Source organism: Streptomyces sp. Ag82_O1-12 (genome assembly GCF_900182715.1).
Taxonomy (GTDB): Bacteria; Actinomycetota; Actinomycetes; order Streptomycetales; family Streptomycetaceae; genus Streptomyces; species Streptomyces massasporeus.
Window position 1 is genome coordinate 1,384,043 of sequence record NZ_FXUW01000001.1, and the last position, 19,833, is coordinate 1,403,875.

Here is a 19,833-nt window from a genome sequence, read left to right on the forward strand (position 1 = left end):
GCGCCACATATGAGCACAGCCCGCCGTGTCCTGCCAGCACTTCGACGCGCGCCGCGCCCACCAATATTGGCGTCGACCAGTGGCATCCGCGACGGCCCCCGTGGTTAGAGTGCCGATCGAGATGAATCCGTCCTTCCGCCCCGCACCGGGCCACGCCGTCCGCGACCTGGCCGCCCGGGTCCGCCACCTCTCCCCCTCCTGCGGCCCGGTCCGGCTCGTCGGTGTCGACGGGCACGCCGGGTCCGGAAAGAGCACGTTCGCGGAGCGGCTGGCGGCGGCCCTGGACGGCGTGCCGGTGCTGCGCCTCGACGACATCGCCAGCCACGAAGCGCTGTTCGACTGGACGCAACGGCTGCTGGACCAGCTGATCGAGCCGCTCTCCCACGGCCGGACCGCGCACTACGCCCCCTACGACTGGCGGGCCCGCCGCTTCGGCTCCCCGCGCCCGGTCCCGCCCGCGCCGGTGATCGTCGTGGAGGGCGTCGGCGCGGGGCGCCGGGCGCTGCGCCCGCACCTGGCCCTGCTGCTGTGGATGGATCTGCCGCGGGAAGAGGCCTGGCGGCGGGGACGGTCCCGGGACGGGGAGGAGCAGCGGGAGTTCTGGGACGGGTGGGTTCCGGCGGAGCGCCGGCATTTCGCCGACGACCCCTCGCGGCCGTTCGCCGACCTCCTGGTGCGGCAGAGAGATGAGGGGTACAAGGTGCTCGCGGGACCCGCTGGGACCGTTGGACCGGACCAGCCCCTCACGCACGGTGACGGACCGCCCGCAGTGTGCTGAACTTGTGAAGGGGCTTGCGGAACAACTTGCCGGAGTGCTCCAACTCGGCTTGACCGTCGGGCCGTACAGGTCTTACGTTCTCAATGTGCGGCATCGAAGCCGCCCGCAGACGCGAAGCCCCCGGTTGTTCCCCCGTGATCGGGGGCTTCGTTCTGCCTTCTTCCGGTTTTCCGGCCGCCGCTGGGCGCCGAGCGCTCACCCTGGGTCACCGTCCGCGAGGCCGCGGCATCCGCTCCCACCTCGCCGAACGGCGCGTGCGGCCCCCTACGGGGGCGCCGCGCCCGCGGGTACGATGCCCTCGTCGCGACCTGCGGACGGTTGCTTCGCGCACGGTGCAACTCCGGTCCGTGGCACAGCGGTTCGAGCAGGGCAGCCGGCTGGGGGACGGCTCGTTGGCATTCCGACGGGGGCACGGTTTGTGGGGGACGTGATGGACTTCGGCACGCAGGGCCCACAGGCCCCGGCCGACCTCGCCTGGCTGCGAGGCGTGGACGCCTACACCATGGGCGCGTATCCGCAGGCGGAGGAGGAGTTCCGCGCCGCCGTGCGGATGGACTCCGCGATGGCCGACGGCTGGCTCGGGCTGCACGCGCTGCGCGTCGACACGACGACGGCGCTGCTGCGCATGTTCCAGCACCGGGACCGGTTCGGGGAGCAGCGCACCCGCTACCGCCGCACGCTCAACTCCTGGTACTGGCTGGGCTGGTGGGTGCAGCCGGTGCTGGAGAGTCCCCGTGATCTGTTGCTCGCGCACGCCTCCCACTGGCTGGACGGCCGCCACGTCCCCGAGCTGGACCGGGCGCTCGCCGGGCTGCCACCCGTGGACACCGACCACCAGGTCCGCTTCCTGCACTCCTGCCGCGCCTATCTGGTCAAGGACTGGGAGCAACTGGTCCGCCACACCGACCCGCTGCTCGACGATCCGATGCTCGGCATCGAGGCGGGTCTCTTCGGCGGCATGGCCCGGGTCCGCCTGGAGATGTACGGCCAGGCCGAACCCCTGCTGTCCGCCGCGCTGATGCGCTGCCGCAGCGAGCAGCCCCAGCGCAAGGAGCTGCGCTACTGGCTGGCCCGGGCGCACGAGGGCACCGGCCGCAGCGCCGCCGCGCTGCCCCTGTACCGGGCCGTGCACCGCGTCGACCCGGCGTTCATGGACACCTCCGCCCGGCTGGCCGCCATCGCCGAGGGCGACGGCTACGAGGACGCCAACGGCCTCGCCGCGATCACCCTCACCGGCGCGGGCCAGGACGCGGTGGACGGTCCGGACGGGTTCGACCCGCTCTTCGGTCTCGAAGGGCGGGACCTGAGGCTGCCCGATTCCGAGCCGCCGCTCGCTCCCCTGCCGCCGGTGACCGGCCCGCCGGTCCGCGAGAGGACCGGCCCCGTCCCCTCCCTGCCCGCCGGGCCCACCGACCCGGCCTTACTGGACGAGGCACTCGCCGAGCTCGAACGCATGGTGGGTCTGGAGCCGGTGAAGCGCCAGGTCAAGGCGCTGTCGGCGCAGCTGAACATGGCCCGGCTGCGCGCCGGGCAGGGCCTGCCGGTCCAGCCGCCGAAACGCCACTTCGTCTTCTCCGGCCCCTCCGGCACCGGCAAGACGACCGTCGCCCGCATCCTCGGCCGCGTCTTCTACGCCCTCGGGCTGCTCGGCGGCGACCACCTCGTGGAGGCCCAACGGGCCGACCTGGTCGGCGAGTACCTCGGGCAGACGGCCGTGAAGGCGAACGAACTGATCGACTCGGCCCTCGGGGGCGTCCTCTTCGTCGACGAGGCCTACTCGCTGTCCAACTCGGGCTACGGCAAGGGAGACGCGTACGGCGACGAGGCCCTCCAGGTGCTGCTGAAGCGCGCCGAGGACAACCGCGACCACCTCGTGGTGATCCTGGCCGGTTACCCGGAGGGCATGGACCGCCTGCTCGCCGCGAACCCCGGGCTGTCCTCCCGCTTCACCACCCGCGTCGACTTCCCCTCCTACCGGCCCCTGGAACTCACCGAGATCGGCAAGGTGCTCGCGGCGGAGAACGGTGACCTGTGGGACGAGGAGGCCCTCGACGAACTGCGCTCCATCGCCGGGCACGTGGTCGACCAGGGGTGGATCGACGAGCTGGGCAACGGACGGTTCCTGCGGACGCTGTACGAGAAGAGCTGCGCGTACCGGGATCTGCGGTTGTCGGTGTATCCCGGGGTGTTGGGCAGGGAGGACCTGGCGACGTTGCGGTTGCCGGACCTGATGCAGGCGTACGGAGAGGTCTTGTCGGGGCGGGGGCCGCAGGATCCGTCGGCCCGGTGAGTTCGTCGGTGGGGGCTGGTCGCGCAATTCCCCGCGCCCCTGAGTGGGTGCCGTGAAGGCCGGTCGAGCTGCGCGACCGGCCCCCACGCCCGCAGCTGCGGTGCTAGGTCGCCAGCACCTCTTCACCGGACCTCGGCTCGGTCAGCTTCACCTCGCGCACCTGCCGGTGCGCGGGATCCCGCACCTCCCCCACCAGCAGCTCCAGCACGTCCTCCAGGGCGACCAGCCCGAGCACCTTGCCGGACGCGTCGGCGACCTGGGCCAGGTGCGTCGCCGCCCGACGCATCACCGTGAGGGCGTCATCGAGGGGCAGCTCGGGTCGCAGGGTCGTCATGGGGCGCCACAGGTGCTGCGGGACGGCCCGGTCCGAGTCCTCCACGTCGAGGACGTCCTTGACGTGCAGGTACCCCATGAAGGCGCCGCTGTCCGCGGCGACCGGGAACCGGGAGTAGCCCGTGCGGGCCGTGAGTTCGACGATCCGCCCGGGGGTGACCGACGGGCTGACCGTCACCAGGGACTCCCGCTTCAGCAGGACGTCCGTCACCGGGCGCGAGCCCAGCTCCAGGGCGTCCTCGAGGCTTTCGGCCTCCTCGGGGTCGAGCAGGCCCGCCTGGCCGGCGTCCTCCACCAGCCGGTTGAGCTGCTCGCTGGTGAAGACGGCCTCGACCTCGTCCTTGGGCTCGACGTGGAAGAGCCGCAGGATGCCCTGCGAGACCGCGCCGAGGCCGGCGGTGATGGGCTTGCAGAAGCGCGCGAACCAGACCAGGCCGGGGCTGAGCCACAGCGCGACCTTCTCGGGGGCCGCCATCGCCAGGTTCTTCGGGACCATCTCGCCGATGACGAGGTGGAAGAAGACCACGGCGGCCAGGGCGATGACGTAGGTCAGCGGATGGATGACGCCGTGCGGCAGGTGGATCCACTCGAAGACCGGCTCCAGCAGGTGCGCGACCGTCGGTTCGGCGACCGCGCCGAGGGTGAGGGAGCAGATCGTGATGCCGAACTGGGCCGCCGCCATCATCTGCGGCAGCCGCTCAAGACCGTAGAGCACCTGCCGGGCACGGGCGGTGCCGAGCGGCTCGATCTGGCTGCGGCGTACGGAGACCAGCGCGAACTCGGCGCCGACGAAGAAGCCGTTGGCGAGCACGAGCAGCGCGGCGAAGAGGAGTTGGAGCACGCTCATCGGACGGCCTCCGCCATGGAGACCACCGGGGCGGTCCGCACGAGCCGGACCCGCTCCGCGCGGTAGTGGCCGACCTGGCGCACCGAGAGCCGCCAGCCGGGCAGCTCCGCCTTGTCACCGACGGCCGGGATACGGCCCAGCAGGTCGGCGATCAGGCCCGCGACCGTCTCGTACGGGCCCTCGGGCACGTCGAGGCCTATGCGCAGCAGGATGTCGACCCGGCAGCTGCCGTCGACGTCCCAGGCGAGCCTGCCGTCCTCCGGCGGCGCGGCGGCCAGCTCGGGCAGGTCGTGTCCGTCGTGCTCGTCGCGGACCTCGCCGACGATCTCCTCGACGATGTCCTCCAGCGTGACGACACCGGCGGTGCCGCCGTACTCGTCGACGACGACCGCGATGGGCTGCTCACTGCGCAGACGCGTGAGGAGCGGCCGGACGGGCAGCGTCTCGGGGACGAGCAGCGCCGGGCGGGCGATGCGGCCGACGGGGGTGCGCAGCCGGTCCTGGACGGGCACGGCCAGGGCGTCCTTGAGGTGGGCCATGCCGACGACCTCGTCGATCTTCTCCCGGTAGACCGGGAAGCGGGACAGGCCGGTGGCGCGGGTCAGGTTGACGACATCCTCGGCGGTGGCCGAGGACTGCAGGGCGCTGACCTTCACGCGTGGCGTCATCACGTGCTGCGCGGTGAGCTCGCCCAGCGACAGGGTCCGGACGAACAGGTCGGCCGTGTCCTGCTCCAGGGCGCCGGCCAGGGCCGAGTGGCGGGCCAGGGAGACGAGTTCGCCGGGGGTGCGGGCGGAGGCCAGCTCCTCGGCGGGTTCGATGCCCAGGGCGCGCACGAGCCGGTTCGCGACGGCGTTGAGGCCGGCGATGACCGGGCGGAACAGCCGGGCGAAGACATGCTGCGGGCCCGCGACGAAGCGCGCGACCTGCAGCGGCCTGGACACCGCCCAGTTCTTGGGCAGGAGCTCGCCGATCACCATCTGCACGGCGGAGGCCAGCAGCATGCCGACCACGACCGTGACACCGGAGACGGCTCCCTCGGGGATGCCGATCGAGGTGAACGGGCCGTGCAGCAGCTCGGCGAGCGCCGGTTCGGCGAGCATGCCGACGACGAGCGAGGTGATGGTGATGCCGAGCTGGGTGCCGGAGAGCTGGAAGGACAGTTCCTTGAGCGATTCGACGACGCGGTGGGCGCGCCGGTCGCCCTCGGCGGCGGCCTTCTCGGCCTCGGGCCGTTCGACCGTCACGAGTCCGAATTCGGCCGCCACGAAGAATCCGTTGGCGAGAATCAGCAGGAACGCGGCTGCGAGGAGCAGCAGGGGGGTGGTCATGATGCCGCCGCCTCCACACGGTCACGTACCTCGAATACGAGGTCCGCGCTATGTCGGCAGGGGGCGGCGCAGGTACTGCAGGACGATCCGTCCATCGCCGGAGGGAGTCACTCCTCGGTTAGCAGGAGCCCCTGGCGCACCGGGCGGGGCGGCAGGGGCGGAGGCGCGTCCGTTCGCGCCTCCGGAAACAGATTAATCAAGACATGGCCCGGTACGGCAGTGGCGGCCGCCCGGAGGATGTCCCGAGTCAGCCCTGACGCCGCTCGGGGTCCGCCACGGAACGGGCCTCGACGAGCGTCCGCAGGGCGCGGGCGTCGGCGATCGCACGCTGCTTGGCCAGGCCCGGCTGGATGCCCAGAGCAGGCAGGCTGGTGCCGTCGCTGAGGTTGAGGAACACCCAGGGGTCGCCGGGCCGGAGGGTCACCTGGAGGATCTCCGCCCACTCCAGCCGGCGCTTGTTCGTGAGATTGACGACAGTGACGCCGTTCTCGTCGACGACGACCTTGGGACGCGCCAGGAGGAGCAGCACGGCGTCCATCAGGAGCGCCGTGAGGACGAAGCTGACGCGCTCGGCGGGGCTGAGCTGCTTCAGCAGCATCGCGACCGCCGTGATCACCACGAGGATGGCGACGGCCGCGGTGAGCAGCACCACGCGGGTGCTGCCCGGCCGAAACGTGACGGGCAGGGTGGGCAGATCGGACATCGGGTCGCGCCCCTCAGAGACGGCAGGCGTGGATGGCCGTGGTCAGGATGGCCCGGGCGCCGATGTCGTACAGGTCGTCCATGATCCGCTGGGCTTCCTTGGCCGGGACCATCGCGCGGACGGCGACCCAGCCCTCGTTGTGCAGCGGGGAGACGGTCGGGGACTCCAGGCCGGGCGTGAGGGCGACGGCCTTCTCCAGCTGCTCGACGCGGCAGTCGTAGTCCATCATCACGTACGTCCGGGCGACCAGGACGCCCTGGAGGCGGCGCAGGAACTGCTGCACCTTGGGGTCGTCGGCGTCCGCGCCGGTGCGGCGGATCACGACGGCCTCGGACTGCATGATCGGCTCGCCGGCGACCTCCAGGCCCGCGTTGCGCAGCGAGGTTCCGGTCTCGACGACGTCGGCGATGACCTGGGCGACGCCGAGCTGGATGGCGGTCTCGACGGCGCCGTCGAGGTGGACGACGGAGGCGTCGATGCCGTGCTCGGCGAGGTGCGCCGCGACGATGCCCTCGTAGGAGGTTGCGATCGTCTTGCCGGTCAGGTCCGCCAGGCCGCTGATCGTGCCGGGCTTGGTGGCGTAGCGGAAGGTGGAGCGGGCGAAGCCGAGGGCGAGGATCTCCTCGGCTTCGGCGCCGGAGTCGATGAGCAGGTCCCGGCCGGTGAGGCCGATGTCCAGCTGCCCGGAGGCGACGTAGATCGCGATGTCGCGGGGGCGGAGGTAGAAGAACTCGACCTCGTTCACCGGGTCGACGATCCGCAGTTCCTTGGACTCGCGGCGCTGCTGGTAGCCGGCCTCATGCAGCATCTCCGCCGCAGGGCCGGACAGGGAACCCTTGTTGGGGACGGCGATGCGCAGCATGAGGTCGGCTTCCTTTGCGTGGTGTGGGACGGGAACGGGTGCGGCTCAGAGGTGGGCGTAGACGTCGTCGAGGGAGATGCCGCGGGCGACCATCATCACCTGGACGTGGTACAGCAGCTGCGAGATCTCCTCGGCGGCGGCTTCCTTGCCCTCGTACTCGGCGGCCATCCACACCTCGGCGGCCTCTTCGACGACCTTCTTGCCGATGGCGTGGACGCCCTTGCCGACCAGTTCTGCGGTGCGGGAAGTGGCGGGGTCGCCCTGGGCGGCCTTGTGCTGGAGCTCGGCGAAGAGCTCCTCGAACGTCTTCTTGGACATGGTGACGCTCAGCCTATGCCACGGGTTCCTTTCGTCAGTGCCAGGGTTCGGATACTGAGCGGAGGGTGGCGGCGGTCGCCACCGCCGCTGTCACCGCCTCGTGCCCCTTGTCCTCGTTGGAACCTTCGATTCCGGCGCGGTCCAGGGCCTGCTCCTCGGTGTCGCAGGTCAGCAGGCCGAAGCCGACGGGGACGCCGGTGTCGACGGAGACCTGGGTGAGGCCCTGGGTCACGCCCTGGCACACGTACTCGAAGTGGGGCGTGCCGCCGCGGATGACGACGCCGAGGGCGACGATCGCGTCATAGCCGCGGCCTGCGAGGACCTTGGCGACGACCGGGAGCTCCCAGCTGCCGGGGACCCTGAGGAGGGTCGGCTCGTCGATGCCGAGGTCGTGCAGGGCGCGCAGGGCGCCGTCGACCAGACCGTTCATCACCTTCTCGTGCCACTGTGCCGCGATGACGGCGACCCGGAGGTCACCCACATTGCGTACGGACAGCTCCGGTGCACCCTTGCCGCTCACGTCTCTCCCTCTGTGCTCTCTTACTGGTTGCCGCAGGCGGGCACGGTGGTCGTGTCCAGCCAGGGCAGGTCGTGGCCCATCCGGTCCCGCTTGGTGCGCAGGTAGCGGAGGTTGTGCTCGCCGGCGCTCACGGGCATCGGCACGCGGGCCTGGACCGCGATGCCGTGGCGGACGAGCGCGTCGGTCTTGTCGGGGTTGTTGGTCAGCAGCCGGACGCCGCGCACGCCGAGGTCGGCGAGGATCTGGGCGCCGGCGGCGTAGTCGCGGGCGTCGGCGGGCAGGCCGAGTTCCAGGTTGGCGTCGAGGGTGTCGCGGCCGCGCTCCTGGAGTTCGTATGCGCGCAGTTTGGACATCAGGCCGATGCCGCGGCCCTCGTGTCCGCGCAGGTAGACCACGACGCCCCGGCCCTCGTCCTGGATGCGGGCGAGGGACGTGTCGAGCTGTGGCCCGCAGTCGCAGCGGGCCGAGCCGAAGACGTCGCCGGTGAGGCATTCGGAGTGGACGCGGACGAGGACGTCCTGGCCGTCACCGATCTCGCCGTGCACCAGGGCGACGTGCTCGACGCCGTCGACGGCGGAGCGGTAGCCGTAGGCCGTGAAGGTGCCGTGGGCGGTGGGCAGCAGGGTCCTGGCCTCGCGGCGGACGGTGGGCTCGCTGCCGCGGCGGTAGGCGATCAGATCCTCGATGGAGATGATCGTCAGGCCGTGCTTGCGGGCGAAGGGGATCAGCTCGGGCAGGCGCAGCATGGTGCCGTCCTCGCCGGCGATCTCGACGATGGCGCCGGCCGGGCGCAGGCCCGCGAGGCGCGCGAGGTCGACGGCGGCCTCGGTGTGGCCGTTGCGGGTGAGGACCCCGCCGGGCCGGGCGCGCAGCGGGAAGATGTGGCCGGGGCGGACGAAGTCGTCGGGCCCCGAGACGCCGTCGGCGAGCAGCTGGAGGGTGGTGGCGCGGTCGGAGGCGGAGATGCCGGTGCTGACGCCGTGCGCGGCGGAGGCGTCGACGGAGACCGTGAAGGCGGTCTTCATCGACTCGGTGTTGTTCTCGACCATCTGCGGCAGCTTCAGCCGGTCCAGTTCGTCGCCCTCCATGGGAGCGCAGATCAGGCCGCGGCACTCGCTCATCATGAAGGCGACGATCTCGGGGGTCGCCTTCTCGGCGGCGATGACGAGGTCGCCCTCGTTCTCCCGGTCCTCGTCGTCGACGACCACGACGGGGCGGCCGGCCGCGATGTCGGCGATGGCCTGCTCGACGGGGTCGAGCGCGAAGTGCTCGACGTCGTCGGTGCTGTACAGGGTTGTTGCGGCGCTCATGCCGGCGCTCCTTCCAGGGTGGGCTGGGCTGCCGCGCGCGAGCGCAGCCACCAGTCGCGCAGGCCCCACAGGACGAGCGCGCCGTAGATGACGTAGACGAAGCCGGAGAAGGCGTAGCCGTTGGCGAAGTTGAGGGGCACGCCGACGACGTCGACGAGCAGCCAGGCCAACCAGAACTCGACCATGCCGCGCGCCTGGGCGTACATGGCGACGACGGTGCCGACGAAGATGTAGGCGTCCGGCCAGGGGTCCCAGGACAGGGTCGGGTACGCCTTGAACAGCAGCGCCACCGCGACCGTGCCGGCGGCGGCCGCCGCGGCCATCGCGCCGCGCTCGCGCCAGGTGGCGAACCGGACGGCGATGTGGCCGTCCTCGCCCTGCCCCTTGCCGCGCTGCCACTGCCACCAGCCGTACAGCGCGACGAGCATGACGACCGCCTGCTTGCCGGCGCTGCCGGTGAGGTGGCCGAAGAAGGCGCCGAAGAGGATGAGGCCGGCCAGGAACTGCACAGGCCAGGTCCAGATGGAGCGCCGCCAGCCCAGGGCGAGGGCGGCCAGACCGAAGAGGTTGCCGACCATGTCGGACCAGAGGATGTGCTGGCCGAAGAGGACGAACGCCTCGGAGTTCAGCGTGTTCACCGGCCGGCCCCCTGCGCGCGGTCGCCCAGCATCCGCTCGACGTACTTGGCGATGACGTCCACCTCGAGGTTGACCGGGTCGCCGGGCTGCTTGTGGCCGAGCGTGGTCAGGTCGAGGGTGGTGGGGATGAGGCTGACGGTGAAGTGGTCGGGGCCGGCGTCGACGACGGTGAGGCTGATGCCGTCGACGGTGATGGAGCCCTTCTCGACCACGTACCGGGTGAGGTCCGCGGGGAGGGAGATCTTCACGATCTCCCAGTGCTCGGAGGGCTTGCGCTCCAGGATCTCGCCTGTGCCGTCCACATGGCCCTGCACGATGTGCCCGCCGAGGCGCTCGCCGACGGCCATGGGGCGTTCGAGGTTGACGCGGGATCCGGCCTTCAGGGCACCGAGGCTGGAGCGGTTCAGGGTCTCGGCCATGACGTCGGCCGTGAACTCGTCGCCCTCGTGGTCGACGACCGTGAGGCACACGCCGTTCACGGCGATCGAGTCGCCGTGCCGTGCGCCTTGGGTGACGACCGGTCCGCGCAGGCGGAAGCGACAGGCGTCGTCGAGGGTCTCGACGGCGGTGATCTCGCCCAGCTCTTCGACGATTCCGGTGAACACTTCCCGGGTCCTCCTGCCTCTTCGGGCACGGACTCCGGGGCTGTCGATGACGACAGAAGATACGAGCAGGAACACCGGGGACGACACCGGACGGAGCCCGTCACGAGGACGGACGTCCCGGCGGCGCGCACGGATGCCCGCTCGCCGCGCACTGCCTCCCATCCGGACTTTAACCGTCGGTCCAGGAATTTCACCTGGTCAACCGGCCGCTGGAGGCGACCGGGTCGCGGACTGTAACCGCCGGTTCGGACTTTCACCGACCCCGGAGTGCGCTGCTGCTGATACAGGGCCAGTGTGCCATGCCCAGTCGATGTTCCGAGGGGCGAGGTATGTGGGCTGCCTCACAGACCGTGTCGCACCCCTTCCCGAGCGCGACCGGCACCCCAACGCGCACTCTGGGCCGACCTCTTGAGGTCCCGCATTGGTACACACCTATTGACGATGTGGTCTAGTCCTTTCTAGGGTCATCGCCAGGGTCGGCTCAACCCCACCGACCGGCCCGGCGGCGGTGACGACGGCCCTTGCCCGCCGTCGGGCCTTCCCACGCCGCCCGGCTCGAACAGCTCCTCCTGGGCCCGGTCGCGGGCCGTCAGCAGGGCGCCGCGCAGGACCGCGCCACCGCCCAGGGTGGTGACACGCACCTGAGTGGGCAGCGGCGTCATCCGGGCGATCCGGCCCCGCACGCGGGCGGCGAGCTCGGCGCCGCCGGCCTGCCCCACCTCCCCGCCGAGCACCACGCAACCGGGGTCCAGGATCGCGACGACCGAGGCGACACCGACGGCCAGACGGCCGGCGAGGGCGTCGAGGAAGGCGACAGCCGGAGCGGGTCCGTCGAGGGACGCGGCCTCCTGCCGCCCCACCTGAGCCACCGCCCCCCGCACCACGTCGACCGCCGCCCGAACCACCCCGGCCTCGGACGCCTGAACCGGCATCCCGTGCTCCGCGGCCAGTCCCACGACCGCCGCCGAGGAGGCCAGCGAGTGGAAGCCGCCCTCGCAGTCCGTCGAGGTCGGCAGTGCCGTCGTGCCCGGGACCGGCAGGAAGCCGATCTCGCCGGTGCCGCCGGAGGCGCCTCGCCGCAGGGCGCCGTCGAGGACCACGGCCGCTCCCGTCCCGTGGCCGAGCCACAGCAGGACGAAGGTGTCCCGGTCCTGGGCCACCCCGTCGCGCTGCTCGGCCAGCGCCGCGAGGTTGGTCTCGTTCTCGACGCTCACGCGGGCCTCGGGCAACCGCTCCTGGAGGGTGGCGACGAGCCGGCGGTGCCACTCCGGAAGCCCGGTGGAGTCGCGGAGTTCGCCACTGGACGGGTCGACCAGGCCGGGCGCCCCGATCCCCACGGTGTGCAGGCGTTCGGCGCCGGCCTCCTTCGCCACGCGCTCGACCAGCGTGACCGCCTGCTCCAGGGCGGGACCCGTTCCCGTGTCACCGGCGATGGGCACCGACGCCTCGGCCAGCACCCGCCCCACCAGGTCCGCGACGGACACGGCGACGCCCTCGGTGCGGACGTCGAGGGCGGCCAGGTGCGCCCGGTCGGCGACGATGCCGTAGACCTTCGCGTTGGGGCCGCGCCGCTGCTCCCCCGCCTCGCCGACGACCGCGATGAGTCCGGCGGCACCGAGGCGTTCGACGAGGTCGGCGACGGTCGGCCGGGACAGGCCGGTCAGCTGCTTCAACTGCCCCGCCGTCAACGGGCCTTCCTGCTGGAGCAGACGCAGGGCGAGCCGGTCGTTGATGGCCCGGGCGGTGCTCGGGGATGCGGGCATGCCGGGATCCTTCCAGATCGGCGGGACCGTCGGCCGGGGCCCGCCGGGAGACCCTCTTATTATCAGGCAGGGTTCCTGATAGTTTACGCCCGCACTCGGACGTGGGCACGGCAGAGACCTGGAGGGGGACCGCAGAATGGGCAACGTGGTCGACGAACAGCGCGAGGTGAAGCGGTCCCGGTACGCCGTGGCCGCCGTCTTCGCCGTGCACGGCGCCGTGACCGGCTCGTTCGCGACCCGCGTGCCGTGGATCCAGGACCACGCGGGCGTGAGCGCGGGCCAGTTGGGCATCGCGCTCGCCTTCCCCGCGCTCGGCGCGTCCGTGGCGATGCCGCTCGCCGGCAGCATCAGCCACCGCTTCGGCGCTCGCAACGCGCTGCGCGGACTGATCGCCCTGTGGACGCTGTCTCTGGTCCTGCCGTCACTCGCCCCCAACCTCCTGACGCTCTGCCTGGCGCTGTTCACGTACGGCGCGACGGCGGGCATGGCGGACGTGGCGATGAACGCGCTGGGTGTCGAGGTCGAGAACCGCCTCGGCCGGTCGATCATGTCCGGGCTGCACGGCATGTGGAGCGCGGGCGCCCTGGTCGGCTCGGCGGCCGGCACGCTCGCCGCGCACCTCGGCTCGGACGCCCGGCTGCACCACGTCCTGGCCGCCGCGGTCCTCACCGTCGTCGGCGTGCTCTCCTGTCAGTGGGTGCTGGACCTGCAGCCCGCCGAGGACGAGGAGCCGCCGCCGCGCTTCGCCCTGCCGCCCCGCTCGGCGCTGCTCATCGGCGCCATCGGGTTCTGCGCGGTGTTCGCGGAGGGCGCGAGCCTGGACTGGTCGGCGGTCTATCTGCGCGAGCAGCTGGAGACCTCGGCCGGGCTCGCGGCGGCGTGCACGACGGGCTTCACGCTCACCATGGCCGTCGCCCGGCTCGCCGGTGACCGGGTCGTGGACCGGTTCGGCGCCGTGCGGACCGTGCGGGCGAGCGGGGTGTTCGCCGTCCTCGGCGGGCTGCTGATCGTCGTCGCGGACCATCCGGCGGTGGCCATGAGCGGCTTCGCGCTGATGGGGCTGGGCATCGCCGTCGTCGTGCCGCTGTGCTTCGCCGCGGCCGGCCGCAGCGGGGCCAACCCGAGCCTGGCCATCGCGGGTGTCGCGACCATCACCTACACCTCGGGCCTGATCGCGCCGAGCGCGATCGGCATGCTGGCGCAGGCGACCAGCCTGATGGTGTCGTTCTGCCTGGTGACGGCGCTGTCATGCGGCCTGGTGGCGTTCGCGGGTGTGCTGCGCCCCGGCGAGCGGACGAGGATCGGCCGCCCGGACACGGTGGTCGCCGACCCGCGGCCCTGAACGGACGCCCGCCCCGGTCATCAGCACGGTGGGCGCACCCCGACAATGGTCCGGACACGCACAGGCACGACGAAAGCGAAACCGCACCATGGATCTCGGCGTCCGCTGGAAACTGCACGGCGACGGACGCACCCCGGCGCCCGGCGCGGTGGTCCGCCCCGACGAGCGGCTCTCCTGGCCCCGCACGGCCGGACTCGGCGCCCAGCACGTCGTGGCGATGTTCGGCGCGTCTTTCGTCGCACCGGTCCTGATGGGCCTGGACCCCAACCTCGCGATCATGATGTCGGGCGTCGCGACCGTCGTGTTCCTGCTGGCCACCCGCGGCAGCGTGCCCAGCTACCTGGGCTGCTCGCTCTCCTTCGTGGGCGTGGCGGCGGTGATCCGGGCGCAGGGCGGCAGCAGCGCGACCGTCACGGGAGCGGTGTTCGTCGTCGGGGGCGCGCTGTTCCTGGTGGGGCTCGCCGTGCGGCGGTTCGGGGCGCGGATCATCCACGCCGCGATGCCGCCGATCGTGACCGGCGCGGTGGTGATGCTGATCGGCTTCAACCTGGCGCCGGTGACGGCCTCGACGTACTGGCCGCAGGACCAGTGGACGGCCCTGCTCGTGATGCTGTTCACCGGTCTGGCGGTCGTCTGCCTGCGGGGTTTCTGGTCCCGGATCGCGATCTTCCTGGGGCTGGTCTTCGGCTACGGCATCTCCTGGGTGTTCGACCTGGTCTTCGGCAAGATCCACTCCGTGGACGCGAGCGGCAGGCTGACCGACCACTGGCGGCTCGACCTCTCCGGCGTGGGCAAGGCCGACTGGATCGGGCTGCCGACCCTGCACGCCCCGTCCTTCGAGTGGTCGGCGATCCTGGTCGCCCTGCCGGTCGTCATCGCGCTGGTCGCGGAGAACGCGGGGCACGTGAAGGCGGTCGGTGAGATGACCGGCGACTCGCTGGACGACAAGCTCGGCACGGCCATCGCGGCCGACGGCGTCGGCTCGATGCTGTCCACCGCGGTCGGCGGTCCGCCCAACACCACGTACTCCGAGAACATCGGCGTGATGGCCGCGACCCGCGTGTACTCGACCGCCGCCTACTGGGCCGCCGCCTGCTTCGCCCTGCTGTTCGGCGTCTGCCCGAAGTTCGGCGCGGTCGTGGCGGCGATCCCGGGCGGGGTGCTCGGCGGCATCACCGTCATCCTGTACGGCATGATCGGCCTGCTGGGCGCGCAGATCTGGATCAACGCCAAGGTGGATCTGCGCAATCCGCTGAACCTGGTCCCGGCCGCGGCGGGCATCATCATCGGCGTCGGCAACGTCTCCCTGAAGTTCTCGGACACGTTCTCGCTGAGCGGCATCGCGCTCGGCACGGTGGTCGTCATCACCGGCTACCACGCCCTGCGGGCCTTTGCCCCGGCCCACTTGAAGACGCAGGCGCCGTTGCTGGACGAGGGCACCTCCTCCTACGACGACGCCAAGTCGTAGGCGTACGACGGGGTGAACGTCCCCGGCCTGCCCTTGCAGCCGTCCGACTCCCCCGGCAGCTTCACCCACAGGTAGGCGTCGATCCGGGACTCGCCGGTGCTCAGGGTCGGGGTCCGGCCGAGCCCGCGGCCCGAGGGGTCGCACCACTCGCCGTCGGCCGGGGCGCCGTTGCCGTTGCGGCTGGTGTCGATGACGGCGCCGAGACCCGCCGGGCCGCCGAGCGCGTCGAGGACCCGCCGGTCGTAGGCGACCTCGTCGGCGGTGGTGTGGAAGTTGGAGACGTTGCTGAAGACGCCGTCGGAGGACTCCGGCGAGGCGGCACCGGCCTGCCTGAGCCAGGCCGCCTGGGTGGCGGGCGGGTTCCAGCCGGAGTGCCCCGCGTCGAAGTACACGCGGGCCCGGGGGTTGGCGGACTTCAGGACGCGGCCGGCCCGGGCCAGGGAGGCGAAGCGGTCCGCCCGGTCACCGGCGGAGAGGCACTCGGTCTGGGCGACCGAGTCCGGCTCCAGGACGACGATGACCTCACCGGAGCCCAGCCCGGCCGCGAACCGGTCGATCCAGGCGTCGTAGGCGTCCAGGTCGGGCGCCCCGCCCTGGGAGTGGCCGCCGCAGTCGCGGCCGGGGATCGCGTAGGGCACGACGACGGGCACCCGGCCGAGCGCGGCCCCGCCGGAGGTCACGGCGGCGACCCGGGCGGTGACGGTGTCCGGTGCGTAGTCGGCGAACCAGACGGCCGCGGGCTGCTCGGCGATACGGGACGCGATGACCGCGTGCCGGGGGTCGCCGGAGTGGGAGCGGACCCAGGCGAGCACCTGGGAGTCGGGGTGGCGGTAGAGCCGTCCGGCCACGGTGGTGGTGCGCTCCCGTTTCGTGTCGGTCCTCGACGGCACGGGGCTCTGCGTCCGGCGTGCCGACGGGGACGGCGAGGGCGAGGCGGACCCGGCGGTGGTCGGCGCGGACGGTGAGGGAACGGCCGGCAGGGGCGCGAGGCGGGGCGACGCCGACACCTCGGCAGGCGCGGCCTCGTCCGGGGCCCGCCGGTCGTCGAACGCGGCGAGGACGCCCGCGACCGCTCCGGCCGCCACGACGAGCGAGGCCGCCGCGACCATCGCGCCGCGCCCTGCGGCTCGTCTGCGCCCGGCCCTGCGGGCGGCCAGGCGCCGGGCACGCGAGCCTGACACAGTGCTGCTCCCCCTCCCCCTGCGGCGGGCGGTGTTCCCCCGTTTCGGGGAAGCGCCGGGCCCGCCGGTACTCCCGCCAGCCTAGAGCTGCGACTCTGCCCGCATGCCGCGATGCGAACAACTCCCCCCAGCCGTGGACACTCCGGTCGACGCCGTCGTCTCCCGTTTGCGCGCCCTCGACGCGGCGTTGCACCCGCGGGACGGGGTGGCGGTGTTCAACCGCGTCTACCTCGCGGTGACGGAGGCGGTGGACCGGTGGGTCGACACCGGACGGTTCGCGGACGCCCAGGCGGCGATCACGCTGGACGTACGGTTCGCGCAGCGGTACCTGGCGGCCGTCGAGACGGTCGCGGACGAGCGGCGCCCGCCCGCCTGCTGGCGGCCGCTGTTCCAGTTCCGCCGCCATCCCGGGGTACGGCCGCTGCAGTTCGCGCTGGCGGGCATCAACGCGCACATCGGGCACGATCTCGCGCTGGCCGTCGTGGACACCTGCCGTACGCTCGGCTGCGCTCCCGTCGAGCTGGAGGACGAGTTCGACATGGTGGGCGATCTCCTCCTCTCGCTGGAGGAGCGCATCCGCGAAGATCTGATGCCGGGCCCCGATCTGTTCCGGATCGCCGACCCGCTGACCCACCTGCTCGGCTCCTGGAGCCTGGAACGCGCCCGGGACGCCGCGTGGACGGCGGCCCGGGCACTGTGGGCCCTGCGTGAACTGCCCGATGTCGCGGGCGAGTTCACCGAACACCTGGACACGGCGGTGGGCTTCGCGGGGCGCATGCTGCTCACGCCCCTGACCGAGCCCGGGTGCCGCCAGGGTCTGTCGTTTGGATCAAACGACAGGCCCTAGTCCTCCGGCAGTTCGACGGGTGCGATCTCGTCGTAGACGTCGCCGGGGCCCGGGTTGGTCGCGTCGGTCGCGCCGCCCAGGTGGTGCATGACGCCCCAGACCGCGTTGAGGGCGGTCTGGATGGCGCCCTCGGCCCAGCCGGCCGTCCAGGAGATGTCGTCGCCGGCGAGGAAGATGCCGCGCTTGTCCTCGGGCAGCCGGTCCTGCATGAAGTGCGTGAACAGGCGCCGCTGGTAGCGGTAGTGGCCGGGCAGGTTGGCCTTGAACGCGCCCATGAAGTAGGGCTCGTTCTCCCAGGAGACGGTCACCGGGTTGCCGATGATGTGCTTCCGGATGTCGACCTTGGGATAGATCTCTCCGAGCGACTTCAGCATGACCTCCATCCGCTCGTTCGCGGACAGCGGCAGCCACTTCAGGCTGTCGTCGCACCAGGTGTAGGAGAGGCAGATGACGGCGGGCTTGTCCGGGCCGTCGTCGAGCAGGTAAGTGCCGCGCGTCATACGGTCGGTGAGCGTCATCGACATGACGTCCCGCCCCGTCGGATTTCCCTGGTCGTCGACGGCCTTGTCCAGCCAGAACGGCCGGTCGACCGGCACGAAGAGCTTGGAGCTCTCCATGTAGTGGGTGCGCTCGATCGCCGTCCAGTGGTCGATCGGGAAGAGCGAGTCGTCACAGGCGATCTTCGACAGCAGCATCCAGGACTGGGCGGTGAAGATCGCCGCCTGGAAGGTGCGGATGTCGCCGTCCGCGTCGGTCACCGTGATGCGGTTGCCGGCGGTGCGGTGCAGCCGGGTCACGGCCGGGCGGGGCTCGCCGCCCTCGTGCAGGGTAGCGAGCGAGGTACCGAGCGGCCAGTGGACGATCTTCTGCGGCTCACGCTCCCACAGGCGCAGCGGCAGCTGCTGGGAGCCGCCGACGATGCCGCGGTGGTGGTCGTCGGCCTCGGTGTAGACGACGCGCAGGATCTCCAGGATGGAGTTGGGGAAGTCGGTGTCCCAGCCGCCCGTGCCGAAGCCGACCTGACCGAAGATCTCGCGGTGCCGGAAGGACTTGAACGCCTCGGAGTCGCAGAGGAAGCCGTAGAAGGTCTGGTTGTCGAGCTTCTCGACGAGCCTGGACCAGATCTCGCGGATGCGCGGCACGTCCCGCTCGCGCAGGGCGCGGTTCATGTCGGAGAAGTCGGCGCCCTCCTCCAGGCAGCGGTTCCACGCCTCGGCGACGTCCCGGTAGACCTGGGGCAGGTCGCCGACCGTCTCGGCGTAGTGCGACTCGCCCTTGAGGTCGACGACGGTCGACGGGGTCGCCTCGGAGAGGGGGTTGGGGAACGGCCGCGTCTGAAGGCCGACGAGGTCGATGTAGTGCTGGAGGGCCGTGGAGGACGGCGGGAAGCGCATCGCGCCCATCTCGGCGGTGAGGGACTCGTCGCACCCGTCGAAGCCCACCGTCCGCAGCCGGCCGCCGATCTGGTCGGCCTCGTACACGACCGGCTTCAGGCCCATCTTCATCAGCTCGTACGCGGCGACGATGCCGGACAGGCCGCCGCCGATGACCGCGACCTCCGTGCCGTGCTCGGTCGCGGGTATCTGCCCGAGACCCGCCGGGTGGGCGAGGAAGTCGTCGTAGGCGTAGGGGAAGTCCGGGCCGAACATGGTGATCGGCGGCTGCTGCGCGTCAGCGTGCTCGACGGCGTTGGGCACGGTGGACGTCATGGGGTACGGACTCCTTGCACGGGGACGAACGGGCGGTTCGGGTTCAGCGGGATCAGCGGGATCAGCGGGTTCAGACGAGCGAGCCGTACAGGCCGGGCCGCCGGTCCCTCAGATACGGGTTGTTCTCGCGCGACGCGGCGAGGAAGGCCGGGTCGACATCGGCGAGCACGAGTTCCTCGCCGCGTCCGGCCCGGGTCCGGGCGACCCCGTCGGGCCCGGCGAGCGTGGACAGCCCCACGAACTCGAACTCGCCCTCCACGCCGACCCGGTTGACGTACGCGACGTACATCTGGTTCTCGAAGGCGCGTACCGGGATCACCGACTCGGCGACGAACTGGAACGGGTGCATCTGCGCGGTCGGGACGACGAGCAGGTCGGTGCCGGCCAGGGCGTGGGCGCGGACGTTCTCCGGGAACTCCACGTCGTAGCAGATCAGGATGCCGACGCGGACGCCGTCGATCTCGGCCTGGACTACCGGCAGGTCGCCCGGCGTGAAGTGGTCGCGCTCGAAGCAGCCGAAGAGGTGGGTCTTGCGGTGGTTCGCGAGCCGGGTGCCGTCGGCGGAGATCAGCTGGGCGGAGTTGAACACCGTGTCGCCGGCCCGCTCGGGGTAGCCGTAGGCGATCGCCAGGCCGTGGTGCGTGGCGATCTCGGCGATCGCGTCGGCGCAGTCACCGTCGGCGGGTTCGGCGAGCCGGCCGATGTCGTCGCCGATCGCGTAGCCGGTCAGGAACATCTCCGCCGTGACGAGCAGCCGGGCCCCCGCGGCGGCGGCCCGGCCCGCGGCCTCGTCGAGGACCTTGAGGTTCTCGACGGTCGAGCCGGGGCGGCCGGAGCTCTGGAGCAGGGCGGTGCGCATGCGTGTTCCTCACCGGGCGGAAGGGTGGTTGGAGGGGCCACGTAGACGGTACGGGCGGCTGACCAGGGCGGACAAGAAGGAGCCGTTGCGCGCCGGTGAACGGTTCGTTGCGTGCGTGCGGGGCCGGGC

General features: G+C 71.8%; 18 protein-coding genes and 1 riboswitch. Of the genes, 5 read left to right on the forward strand and 13 right to left on the reverse strand.

Annotated features, from left to right (window positions below; genetic code table 11):
- The first annotated feature begins 121 nt into the window (after positions 1–121).
- On the forward strand, positions 122–778 hold the full coding sequence (locus QOL88_RS06360) for a uridine kinase family protein (RefSeq protein WP_097222885.1): 657 nt from the start codon (positions 122–124) through the stop codon (positions 776–778).
- A 430-nt stretch (positions 779–1,208) separates the two neighbouring features.
- The gene (locus tag QOL88_RS06365; RefSeq protein WP_097215491.1) at positions 1,209–3,068 is read left to right on the forward strand and encodes an AAA family ATPase; all 1,860 of its coding nucleotides are present in this window, start codon (positions 1,209–1,211) and stop codon (positions 3,066–3,068) included.
- Positions 3,069–3,171: 103 nt separating this feature from the next.
- On the opposite strand, the gene QOL88_RS06370 is transcribed toward QOL88_RS06365, so the two are convergent.
- From QOL88_RS06370 to QOL88_RS06415, 10 genes are all read right to left on the reverse strand, one after another.
- Entirely contained in the window at positions 3,172–4,248 is a 1,077-nt protein-coding gene (locus QOL88_RS06370) for a hemolysin family protein (protein ID WP_097215492.1), read from the reverse strand.
- A complete protein-coding gene (locus QOL88_RS06375; RefSeq protein WP_097215493.1) occupies positions 4,245–5,579 on the reverse strand; it encodes a hemolysin family protein in 1,335 nt (444 codons plus the stop codon). The genes QOL88_RS06370 and QOL88_RS06375 overlap by 4 nt, the downstream gene beginning before the upstream one ends.
- Positions 5,580–5,826: 247 nt before the next feature.
- On the reverse strand, positions 5,827–6,282 hold the full coding sequence (locus QOL88_RS06380) for a PH domain-containing protein (RefSeq protein ID WP_097215494.1): 456 nt from the start codon (positions 6,280–6,282) through the stop codon (positions 5,827–5,829).
- Positions 6,283–6,295: 13 nt separating this feature from the next.
- The gene (hisG, locus tag QOL88_RS06385) at positions 6,296–7,144 is read right to left on the reverse strand and encodes an ATP phosphoribosyltransferase (protein ID WP_031108172.1); all 849 of its coding nucleotides are present in this window, start codon (positions 7,142–7,144) and stop codon (positions 6,296–6,298) included.
- A gap of 45 nt (positions 7,145–7,189) precedes the next feature.
- Positions 7,190–7,462, reverse strand: a complete 273-nt coding sequence (locus tag QOL88_RS06390; RefSeq protein ID WP_070030020.1) for a phosphoribosyl-ATP diphosphatase — start codon at positions 7,460–7,462, stop codon at positions 7,190–7,192.
- Between the two features lie 34 nt (positions 7,463–7,496).
- Positions 7,497–7,982: a 6,7-dimethyl-8-ribityllumazine synthase gene (gene ribH, locus QOL88_RS06395; RefSeq protein ID WP_053668350.1), complete on the reverse strand. Its 486-nt coding sequence runs from the start codon at positions 7,980–7,982 to the stop codon at positions 7,497–7,499.
- Positions 7,983–8,002: 20 nt separating this feature from the next.
- On the reverse strand, positions 8,003–9,292 hold the full coding sequence (locus tag QOL88_RS06400; RefSeq protein WP_097215495.1) for a bifunctional 3,4-dihydroxy-2-butanone-4-phosphate synthase/GTP cyclohydrolase II: 1,290 nt from the start codon (positions 9,290–9,292) through the stop codon (positions 8,003–8,005).
- Entirely contained in the window at positions 9,289–9,930 is a 642-nt protein-coding gene (locus tag QOL88_RS06405) for a nicotinamide mononucleotide transporter family protein (RefSeq protein ID WP_097215496.1), read from the reverse strand. Before QOL88_RS06405 ends, QOL88_RS06400 begins: the two co-directional genes overlap by 4 nt.
- A complete protein-coding gene (locus tag QOL88_RS06410) occupies positions 9,927–10,535 on the reverse strand; it encodes a riboflavin synthase (RefSeq protein ID WP_097215497.1) in 609 nt (202 codons plus the stop codon). The genes QOL88_RS06405 and QOL88_RS06410 overlap by 4 nt, the downstream gene beginning before the upstream one ends.
- Before the next feature lie 144 nt (positions 10,536–10,679).
- Positions 10,680–10,810: riboswitch (FMN riboswitch) on the reverse strand.
- Between the two features lie 189 nt (positions 10,811–10,999).
- Complete coding sequence (locus QOL88_RS06415) at positions 11,000–12,298, reverse strand: ROK family transcriptional regulator (RefSeq protein ID WP_097215498.1); 1,299 nt, start codon at positions 12,296–12,298, stop codon at positions 11,000–11,002.
- 136 nt (positions 12,299–12,434) lie between these two features.
- On the opposite strand from QOL88_RS06415, the gene QOL88_RS06420 reads away from it, so the two are divergent.
- Together QOL88_RS06420 and QOL88_RS06425 are read left to right on the forward strand one after the other, a co-directional pair.
- The gene (locus QOL88_RS06420) at positions 12,435–13,640 is read left to right on the forward strand and encodes an MFS transporter (RefSeq protein WP_097215499.1); all 1,206 of its coding nucleotides are present in this window, start codon (positions 12,435–12,437) and stop codon (positions 13,638–13,640) included.
- Positions 13,641–13,728: 88 nt separating this feature from the next.
- A complete protein-coding gene (locus QOL88_RS06425; protein WP_097215500.1) occupies positions 13,729–15,108 on the forward strand; it encodes a uracil-xanthine permease family protein in 1,380 nt (459 codons plus the stop codon).
- Here QOL88_RS06425 and QOL88_RS06430 read toward each other — a convergent pair.
- Positions 15,087–16,217 carry a glycoside hydrolase family 6 protein gene (locus tag QOL88_RS06430; protein WP_097215501.1) on the reverse strand — a complete coding sequence of 377 codons (1,131 nt, stop codon included), beginning with the start codon at positions 16,215–16,217 and terminating at the stop codon, positions 15,087–15,089. The genes QOL88_RS06425 and QOL88_RS06430 overlap by 22 nt on opposite strands.
- Before the next feature lie 175 nt (positions 16,218–16,392).
- Between QOL88_RS06430 and QOL88_RS06435 the strand changes: the two genes are divergently transcribed.
- Positions 16,393–17,136 carry a DUF5995 family protein gene (locus QOL88_RS06435; protein ID WP_097215502.1) on the forward strand — a complete coding sequence of 248 codons (744 nt, stop codon included), beginning with the start codon at positions 16,393–16,395 and terminating at the stop codon, positions 17,134–17,136.
- On the opposite strand, the gene QOL88_RS06440 is transcribed toward QOL88_RS06435, so the two are convergent.
- Together QOL88_RS06440 and QOL88_RS06445 are read right to left on the reverse strand one after the other, a co-directional pair.
- A complete protein-coding gene (locus QOL88_RS06440; RefSeq protein ID WP_097215503.1) occupies positions 17,133–18,845 on the reverse strand; it encodes a flavin monoamine oxidase family protein in 1,713 nt (570 codons plus the stop codon). The two genes, QOL88_RS06435 and QOL88_RS06440, sit on opposite strands and share 4 nt — an antisense overlap.
- Positions 18,846–18,915: 70 nt before the next feature.
- Positions 18,916–19,704, reverse strand: a complete 789-nt coding sequence (locus QOL88_RS06445) for a carbon-nitrogen hydrolase family protein (RefSeq protein ID WP_097215504.1) — start codon at positions 19,702–19,704, stop codon at positions 18,916–18,918.
- Positions 19,705–19,833: the final 129 nt, after the last annotated feature.